This is a genomic window from Saccharothrix sp. NRRL B-16314 (genome assembly GCF_000716595.1).
Classification (GTDB): Bacteria; Actinomycetota; Actinomycetes; order Mycobacteriales; family Pseudonocardiaceae; genus Actinosynnema.
Genome location: NZ_JNXC01000062.1, coordinates 1 through 9,001 on the forward strand (window position 1 = coordinate 1; position 9,001 = coordinate 9,001).

The 9,001-nt window shown below is 72.4% G+C and carries 9 protein-coding genes; 2 read left to right on the plus strand and 7 right to left on the minus strand.

Annotated features, from left to right (window positions below; translation table 11 throughout):
• The 3 genes from OQ02_RS38740 to yczR form a co-directional block, all read right to left on the minus strand.
• Window positions 1-361: hypothetical protein (locus tag OQ02_RS38740; RefSeq protein WP_033443674.1), on the minus strand; the 361-nt coding region annotated here is incomplete at its 3' end.
• Window positions 362-628: 267 nt separating this feature from the next.
• Window positions 629-1,834, minus strand: coding sequence for an NAD(P)/FAD-dependent oxidoreductase (locus OQ02_RS38745; RefSeq protein ID WP_033443675.1), 1,206 nt, complete (start codon window positions 1,832-1,834; stop codon window positions 629-631).
• 91 nt (window positions 1,835-1,925) lie between these two features.
• A complete protein-coding gene (gene yczR / locus OQ02_RS38750) occupies window positions 1,926-3,326 on the minus strand; it encodes an aminotransferase-like domain-containing protein (protein ID WP_033443676.1) in 1,401 nt (466 codons plus the stop codon).
• A gap of 63 nt (window positions 3,327-3,389) precedes the next feature.
• Between yczR and OQ02_RS38755 the strand changes: the two genes are divergently transcribed.
• Entirely contained in the window at window positions 3,390-4,547 is a 1,158-nt protein-coding gene (locus OQ02_RS38755; protein WP_033443677.1) for a trans-sulfuration enzyme family protein, read from the plus strand.
• Window positions 4,548-4,772: 225 nt separating this feature from the next.
• Here the strand turns inward: OQ02_RS38755 and OQ02_RS38760 are convergent, their stop codons facing one another.
• On the minus strand, window positions 4,773-5,813 hold the full coding sequence (locus OQ02_RS38760; protein ID WP_156077607.1) for a LacI family DNA-binding transcriptional regulator: 1,041 nt from the start codon (window positions 5,811-5,813) through the stop codon (window positions 4,773-4,775).
• A gap of 235 nt (window positions 5,814-6,048) precedes the next feature.
• On the opposite strand from OQ02_RS38760, the gene OQ02_RS38765 reads away from it, so the two are divergent.
• Window positions 6,049-7,719, plus strand: coding sequence for a sigma-70 family RNA polymerase sigma factor (locus tag OQ02_RS38765; RefSeq protein WP_051773465.1), 1,671 nt, complete (start codon window positions 6,049-6,051; stop codon window positions 7,717-7,719).
• 44 nt (window positions 7,720-7,763) lie between these two features.
• On the opposite strand, the gene OQ02_RS42050 is transcribed toward OQ02_RS38765, so the two are convergent.
• The 3 genes from OQ02_RS42050 to OQ02_RS38775 all read right to left on the minus strand — a co-directional run.
• Window positions 7,764-7,910: a DUF1059 domain-containing protein gene (locus tag OQ02_RS42050; protein WP_063747237.1), complete on the minus strand. Its 147-nt coding sequence runs from the start codon at window positions 7,908-7,910 to the stop codon at window positions 7,764-7,766.
• A 91-nt stretch (window positions 7,911-8,001) separates the two neighbouring features.
• Entirely contained in the window at window positions 8,002-8,718 is a 717-nt protein-coding gene (locus OQ02_RS38770) for a spermidine synthase (protein WP_033443678.1), read from the minus strand.
• A gap of 75 nt (window positions 8,719-8,793) precedes the next feature.
• The coding region (locus tag OQ02_RS38775) for a hypothetical protein (RefSeq protein ID WP_033443679.1) at window positions 8,794-9,001 on the minus strand (208 nt) is incomplete at its 5' end.

Sequence of the window (9,001 nt, forward strand, 5' to 3'; positions counted from 1 at the left end):
GGACCTCCTCCGACCAGTCCGGCAACTTCAACGTCGTGAACGCCCGCGCCAACTCCCGCAGATGCCCCTCCGACAACACGCCTTCCGCGAGCGCGGCACCGGCAGCCCGGTACAGCGGCGGCAGCGACTGCCCCGTCGGTGTGACCGACGGCAGGAACAACTCCACCTGCGCCACCCACTGCTTGAATTCCGCCGGATTCGCCCGCGTCAACCGCCGATACGCATCCAGGTCAAAATCACACCGCAACACCTGCGCCAGCAATTCCAGACGCCGCCGGTGCGATGCCCGAATCGACGCTTCGACCTCCGCAATGGTGGCGAACACGTCGTCCTCGGTCAACAAAACCGGCGAAACATCCATACCCGAACAATAGTCGAACAGGCATTCGCACGTCATCACCCGACCAGGTAAGGAAACCGGTCGGAAATGGCACGGTCCGTCACCGGGGCGCACGGACGTGTGAAGTCGACCGCGCGGCGAGGGAATCGTGTCGGTGACACCCCTCGTCCCTACTCATCCAGTTTTTGCGGGTTATGACGTGGCGACGGCCGGTAGGGACCGAGACGATAGGACGGGTTGCTCCACGCAGGCATCACCGACGTCCTGGCCTCATACGTCCAGACCCGTCTAGACCACCTGTTCGGCGTCGACCGGGGCCTCGCCGTGCCTGGCATCAAGCAGTTCCCGGCGCTTGGCGCCTCCCGAGACGCGGTGCAGGCGGTACGAACCGGGCTTGCCCGCCTCGCCGGTCAGGTGCCCGACGGTGCCCTTGCACACGATCTCCTTCACCTTCGCGCCGAGGCCACCGCCGATGTGGAACCCCACCGCGACGTCGTACCGGTGGGCGAACTGGAAGATGCCGGCGCTCCGGCCCAGGCTGATGCACTGGCCCGCGAACACCTGGTTGAGCGGCGACGGTTCCTCGCCGTCGATCCGGCTCAGCACCGTGTCGGCGGCCCGCGCGCCCAGCGGCATCGCGGCCTGGCAGCTCATCCGCAGCGGCAGGTCCGACGGCGCGGCCGAGTCACCCGCCGCGACGATGTGCACGTCGTCCATGCTGGTCAACGTCTCGTCCGTGCGCAGCCGGCCCAGTGCGTCGGTGCTCAGCCCGCTGCGGGCGGCCAGGTCCGGCACGCCGAAGCCCGCAGTCCAGATGGTCACCGCGCTCGGCAGCTCGCGGCCGTCGGCGAGCCGCACGGCATCGTGCGTCACGGCCGTCACCGCCGAGCCGGGACCGTCGAGCACCGTCACGCCAAGCCTGGCCATCTGCCTGGAGACCGAGCGCCGGCCCCGGGCGTGCAGGTACGGGCCGAGCACCCCGCCGCACACCAGGGTCACCCGGCGGCCGGCCTCGGCCAGCTCGGTCGCGGTCTCGATGCCGGTCGGGCCGGCTCCCACCACCGTCACCGACGCCGTGACGGGAGCGGCGTCGAGGACGGGCTGCAGCCGCTGCGCGTCCTCCAGGGTGGCGATCGGGTGGGCGAACTCGGCGGCTCCCGGCACGGTCGGGTCGGCGCTGCCACTGCCCACCGCGTAGATCAGGTAGTCGTAGTCGAGCGTGCCACCGGTCGCCAGCGCCAAGCCGCGCTCGGCCGCGTCGATCCGCGTCACGCTGTCGACCACCAGCCGGACGCCCTCGGCCAGCACGTCCGCGTAGTCGACCACCGCGTCGTCCGTGCCGCCGACCAGCTGGTGCAGGCGGATCCGCTCGACGAACGTCGGCCGCGGGTTGACCAGGGTCACGGTCACGTCGTCGCGCTGCCGCAGGCGATTGGCCGCCATGACCCCGGCGTACCCGCCGCCGATCACGACCACATCGGTGTTCACAGCCATGGTCTCTCCTCCGAATTCAAAGCGGTTCGAGCACAAGACACCGCGCTGTCGGAGGCTGTGACAGGTCGTGAGGCAGGTCACTGCGCGCCGGTCAGACCGACATCGACGGCACGAGCGGCGGCCGGATCGGGTCGGCGGCGAACGCGCGCCACGCGGCGGCCAGCGCGGCCACCGCGGTGTCGATCACCTCCGGTTCCGCGCTGAACGGCAACCGCAGCCGGTCACCGCTGCCACCGGTCGGGTCGAGCGAACCACCGGGCAGCACGGCCACCCCGTGCCGCAGCGCCACCTGTGCGTAGGACGCGGCGTCAACGCCGGGCAGGCGGACCCACAACGTCTGGCCGCCCAGCGCGGGCGTGAACTCCCACTCGGGCAGCTCCTCCCGCAGCCCCGCGCACAGGCGGTCGTGCTGCCGCCGCAACGCCGTCACGCGCGCCGACCGCACCGCGTCGAAGTCCGCCAGCAGTTCCACCGCCACGAGCTGGTCCAGCACCGCGCTGCCCAAGTCCTGCACGGCTTTGAACCGCGCCAGTCGGGCGATGAGAGCCGCGTCGGCGCGCACCCAGCCGACCCGCAGCCCGCCCCACACCACCTTGCTCAACGACCCCACGGTGACGGCCGCCGCGTCGGGCGGCTGCGCCGGCGTCCCGGTCAGGTCCAACTCGGACAGCACCTCGTCGAAGACCACCGGCACGTCACCCGACACCCGGAGCAGCCGCCGGCGTTCCAACGGGCTCATCGACGTGCCGCTGGGGTTGCGGAACGCGGGCATCGCGTACACCAGCACGGGTTTGCCCCGCCCGAGCGCGCCGGCCAGGTCGTCGTCCGCCCGCACCACCGCACCGGCCTCCCGGAACAGGTCCAGCGCACCGGCGTACGTCGGCGCCTCCACCAGCACCTCGTCACCCGGCCGCACCAACGCGCGGGTCAGCAGCGCCAACGCCTGCTGCGCCCCGGTGGTCACCACGATCTGGTCCGCCGTCGTCGGCACACCGAGATCGCGGTACCGGTGGGCGAGCGCGGCACGCAGCGCCGGGTGCCCGGACGGGTGGTAGCCCAGGTCGACGTCCCCGAGCCGGTCCACCGCCCGCCGCTGGACGTCGGCCAGGCCGGCGGGCGGCGTCAGCGGACCGGCGCAGGCGAACTGGAGCACACCGTCGGGTGGTTCGAGGAGGTTCACGAACATCGGGTTCGCCGTCTCCTCCCGGGCCGCCGCCGCACGGCCGCCCGGTGACACCCACGTACCGCTGCCGCGCCGGCGGGTCAGCCGACCTTCCTGCCGGAGCAGGTCGTACGCGGTGATCACGGTCGTCCGCCCCACGGCGAGCCCCGAGGCCAGCGCCCGGTCCGGCGGCAACAAGGTGCCCGAGGGCAGCAGGCCTTCGTCGATCAACTCGCGCAGGCGGGCGGCGAGCAGCAGGTACAGCGAGCCACGGCCCGCCGACCAGCGCCCGAGCCGGCCGGCGAGGTCGTCCACGGCGATTGGTTTCACGATCAGACCAATCTAGCCGAATTGGACCTGGTCCCACACCACTTCCGCACGCAAGCTCGTGCCATGAAGCCTGACACGCGCGTCGTGCACACCGACGTTCCCGCCCTGACCAGCAGGCCCCTGTCCGTGCCGCTGTACCAGACCTCCGGCTTCTCGTTCGACGACCTGGAGGCCTTCGCCGACGGGATGACGAGGCCGGACGGCGCGTTCGTGTACACCCGGCTCGGCAACCCCACGGTCCGGGCGCTGGAGAACTCCGTCGCGGCCCTCGAAGGCGGTGCGGCGGCCCTCGCCACCGCCTCCGGGATGGGCGCGATCAACGCGGTGCTGCTCGCGAACCTCAAGACCGGCGACCACGTGATCGCCCAGCGCGCGCTCTACGGCGGAACCCTCGCCCTCCTGCACGACCTGGAGGAACGCTGGGGCATCACCGTCACTTACGTCGGCGGCCACGACCCGGACGAGGTCCGCGCCGCGCTGCGCCCCGAGACCAAGGTGCTCTACCTGGAGACCATCGCCAACCCCACGGGACACGTCAGCGACCTGCCCGCGCTCGCCGCCGTCACGGGCGACGACGTGCTCGTGGTCGTGGACAACACCTTCGCCTCACCGCTGCTGTGCCGCCCGATCGAGCACGGCGCGGACGTCGTCGTGCACTCGACCACCAAGTACCTCGGCGGCCACAGCGACGTGACGGGCGGTGTGGCGGTGTTCGCCGACGTCGCCCGCCACCGCGCGACCTGGCACCACTCGATCGAGCTGGGCGTCACCCCGGACCCGTTCGCCGCCTGGCTCACCATCCGCGGCATGAACACCCTGGCCCTGCGCGTCGAGCGGCACGAGCGCAACGCCGGGATCGTGGCCCGGCGGCTGGTCGAGCACCCGGCAGTGGGGGAGGTGCACTGGCCGGGCCTCGACACCCACCCCAGCCACGCCGTCGCGTCCCGGTTCCTCGACGGCTACGGCAGCACCTTCTCGTTCGACCTCGCGGACGCGGACGCGGGCCGGCGGTTCGTCACCGGCCTCGGCCTGGTCCGCTTGGCGCCGTCGTTGGGCGGCACGGAGACGTTGGCGCTGCACCCGGCCAGCACGTCCCACCGGCAGCTCACCGAGGACGAGTTGAACGCGAACGGCATCACGGGCGGCACGATCCGGCTCTCGGTGGGCATCGAGGACGCGGACGACCTGTGGGACGACATCACCCAAGCCCTGGACCGCTGACCGGTCGGCGGCGGAGTCCGACCGAACCGCCACGGCATGCAGTCACAACCGCCGCCGACCGGTCAGGCACAGCCGCCGACGCTAGTCACAGCCGACCGGCCGCCGCGGCAGGCAGTCGCCGCCGCTCAGGTGTATTCGACCAGCCGCCGCAGCCCGACCAGCCCGACCAGGCGCGGCGGCTGGCCAGCCGACCAGCCGCCGCGGCCTGGCCGTCGGTGACGCGGTTCAAGCCCTCGGCGGTGCGGTGCTGTCGCGCACCACGAGCGTGGTGGCCAGCTCGACCCGGCTCTGGACGGGCGTGTCACCCGCGGCGAGGTCCATGAGCATCCGGGCGGCCGTCGCGCCCATCTCGGCCAGCGGCTGCCGCACGGTGGTCATCGGCGGGCAGCACCAGCGGGTGTTGTCGATGTCGTCGAAGCCCACCACGCTGAGGTCGTCCGGGATGCGCAGCCCGAGGCGCCAGGCCGCCGCGTACACGCCGAGCGCCTGGAGGTCGTTGCCGCACAGCACCGCGGTCGGCGGGTCCGGCCGGCTCAGCAGCTCCCGGCCGAGGGCCGAACCGTCCTCGAAGGTGAACTCGCCGGCGCGCACCAGCCGGTCGTCGAGCCGGACACCGGCGGCGTCCATCGCGGCCCGGCAGCCCTCCAGCCTGGCCCTGGCACCGAGGGAGTCGAGCGGTCCGCCGACCACGGCGATCCGCCGGTGGCCGAGGTCGAGCAGGTGCCGGGCCGCCGCGATGCCGCCGCTCCAGTTCGTCGCACCGACCGATGGCGTGGCGTGCAACGGTTCCCCGGACGGGTCGAGCGCCACCAGCGGGATCGCGCCGGCCGCCAGCAGCGCGTGCTGGTCCGGGGTGAACGCCGCGTGCACCGCGAGCACCCCGATCGGGTGCCGTGCCAGCAACTCCTCCGCCCACGACCGGCCGGGCGCGGTCGGCGAGGCCACCTCGGTGAAACCCACGGCCAGCTCGTGCCCGCGCGCCACCTGCTCGACGCCGCGCATGATCTCGATCGCCATGTGCCGTTCCAGGCCGTAGAACACCACTTCGATGACGGCCGCCGGCGCGATGGCGGCCGGCCGCCGGTACCCGTGCTCGCGGAGCAACGCCTCGACACGCCGCCGGGTCTCCGACGCGACGCCCGTCCGGCCGTTCAGCACCTTCGACACGGTCGGCTTGGACACCCCGGCGAGTTGCGCGATCACCGCGACCGTGAGCTCACCCCGCCGACGCCCCCGCCGCCGTCCGTCCGCGATACTCCCCGTCACGGCGGCAGTCTACGGAAACCGCATCGTGCCGATCATGCTCGCACCATCCCCCATTCGGGGGCCAGAAGGCGTCCGGTGGCCGAGCCGATGTGGCTGTGTCGGCGAAAACGTTGCGACGGCCGGGTGTAAGGGATGGCCCGGCAGAGGGTATCTCGACGAAACTTGCCGGCGGACCTTCGATAGGGTCGACAGCGCACTCCGCGCACACCTGCCGTGTCGGGAAGGAGACGTCCGGTTGATCGGGCATCCCGACGAACACGCGCTGGACCGGTGGGAGACCGCCGACCTCGCGGTCCTGCGCGACGACCTCGACCACGCCCTGCGCGGTGACACCGGGGAAGTACCGCAGCAGACCCGGCCGCAGCAGACCCGGCCGCCGTCCGACCCGGAGTTGATCGCAGCGGTGCGCGGCGGGGAGATCCAGGCGTACGGGCTGCTCTACGAGCGCCACGTCGCCGCCGCCCGGAACCTGGCCAGGCACCTGTCCCGGTCCGGCGCCGAGGTCGACGACCTGGTCTCGGAAGCCTTCGCCAAGGTGCTCGACGTGCTGCGCGCGGGACTGGGGCCGGACTCGGCGTTCCGCGCCTACCTGCTCACGGCGGTGCGGCACGGCGCGTACGACCGGGCGCGGCGGGACAAGCGGCTCAGGCTGGTGGACGACGTCGAGGCGGTCTCGGGCGTGGAGAAGGTCACCACGGTGCCCTTCCAGGACCCGGCGGTGGCGACGTTGGAGCGGTCGCTGGCCACGATGGCGTTCGAGAGCCTGCCCGAGCGCTGGCAGACGGTGTTGTGGCAGACCGAGATCGAGGGCCAGACGGCCGCCGAGCTGGCGCCGCTGCTCGGGCTGACCGCGAACGGCGCCTCCGCGTTGGCCTACCGGGCCCGCGAAGGCCTCAAGACGGCCTACCTCCAGGCACATCTGGCGCGCAACCCGGCGAGCCGCTGCCGCGCCACCGTGACCAGGCTCGGCGCGTGGACCCGGGGCGGCCTCAACCGGCGTGAAGCGGCCCAGGTCGAGGCGCACCTGGACGAATGCGTCGACTGCCGTGCCCTCGCCGCGGAGTTGGCCGACGTCAACGGCACGCTGCGCGCGGTGATCGCGCCGCTGGTGCTGGGCACCGGTGCCGCGGGCTACCTGGCCGCGTCGGCGGGTGCGGCGAAGGCGGGAACAGCGGTGGGTGCGGCGGCGAACTCGGTCGCGCCGTGGCTCGGCGTCGCCGCGTCGACCACCGCGGTGGTCGTGGCCGTCGTGTGGGGTCTGAACAGCGAGCGCCAGGTCGTCATCCCGCCGCCGGAAGCCCTGCCGCCCACGGTGAGCGCCGACTCGCACACGTCCGGGTCGACCTCGGTCCCGCGGTCCACGCCCGCCGAGGTGCCCGGCACGACGCCGTCGCCGATGGTGGAGCCGGCGAGCGGTCCGGTGGAGCCGGTGCCGTCCGCGCAGCCCGTCGCCGGTGCGTCGACCACCACCGTCGTCGAGCCTGTCGCGGAGCCGTTGGTGCCGGTAGTGCCGCAGGGGTTCACCATGGACACCGGCGGGCCGCCCGTCGACGTGCCCGTCACCATCCGCAACACCGGCCGGACGCCCGTGCCGTCGCCGACGCTCGTGCTGACGCTGCCGGACGGCATCCGGGTGGTCGGCCCCGGCAACAACCTGCGCGGCCGGGTGCTGGTGCGGTTCGACGGCGCGGCGGGGCAGACCGTCGGGTGCCCGGCGGGCCAGGGCACGGTGACCTGCGCGGCCGGGCGGGAACTGGCCGCGGGCGGATCGGTGACGTTCGTCCTCCGGCTGCTGGCCGGTCCCCACGCGGTCGGCGGCACGATCAGCGGCACGGTCACGGCCGGCTCGCCGCCGCCGGTGACAGTGGAATTCCCCGTCACCGTCACGCCGCCGAAGAAGAAGTAGACCGCGACCGCGCCTGATGACTCGCGCGATGACTCCGTGCTGGCTCAGTAGGCCATGAAGAGGATCTCGTCCCGGGAGTAGTCGTGACCCGGGTGGTTCTCCTTGAGGTGCTGCTGGGTCTTGGTCACGAGGTCGTCCTCGTCCTGGCCCGTGATGTGCACTCCACAGGGACAGGTGATGTTGCGCTTCATTACATCCTCCGAAGAAGTGATCTCCGGACCGACTTTACTGCCGGTGGCGCGGCCGTGTTGCCGGTTCGGGTCGGCCACCCGTGGCGACCGGTCAGCCGGACGTCCTGGCCACGTAGACCGTGCTGGTCGCCTCACGCTGTTGCAGCGGGTTGGGGAACCGCACGATCTCGGCGCTGACGTGGTCGAACCGGTCGGTCAGCGCCGCGGTGTACTCGTCGTCCGGCGGTTCGTTGGACCAGAGGGCGAACACGCCGCCGGGGTGCAGGCCGTCGGCCAGTCGGTGGAGGCCTTCCGGCCGGTAGAAGTCGGCGTTGTCCGGGTGCAGCAGGTGGCGCGGAGAGTGGTCGATGTCCACGACGATCGCGTGGAAGCGGCGGTCGGGTTCCTCCGGGTCGAACCCCCGGCCGGAGCGCGCGAGCGCGAAGAAGTCGCCGTGGACGAGCCGGCAGCGCGGGTCGGCGGCCAACTCCGCGCCACCGGGCAGCAGCCCTCGGCGGTGCCACTCGATGACCTCGCCGAGCGCGTCGACCACGACCAGCGACCGCACGTTCGGGTTCTCCAGCACCGTGCGCGCGGTGTACCCGAGGCCGAGCCCGCCCACGACGACGTCCAGCGGCGCGGGCAGGCCCGCCAGCGCGAGGTGCGCCATCTCCACTTCGGACACCGTGAACAGGCTCGACATCAGGAATTCGTCGTTCAGCTTGATCTCGTGGACCTCGCGGTCGAACACCGGGTCCCACCGGCGGCGCAGGACGAGTTCGCCCAGGGGCGTCTGCTGCCAGTCGAGTTCCTGGAAACGTGCGCCCATCGGGTTGCCTCCGCTGTCGGTCCGCTGTGGGGAACTACCCGAAATCGAACGGGCCGACTCGCGGGGGCACCGAGACTACGCGGGGGCGTCGAGGAGTTCGGCGAGCAGGTTGCGCACGCGGCGGTCGATGTCGTCGCGGATGGGTCGGACGGCGTCGACGCCCTGGCCGGCCGGGTCCTCGAGCTCCCAGTCGAGGTAGCGCTTGCCGGGGAAGACGGGGCAGGTGTCGCCGCAGCCCATGGTGATGACGACGTCGGAGGCCTCGACGTCCTCGGTGGTCAGC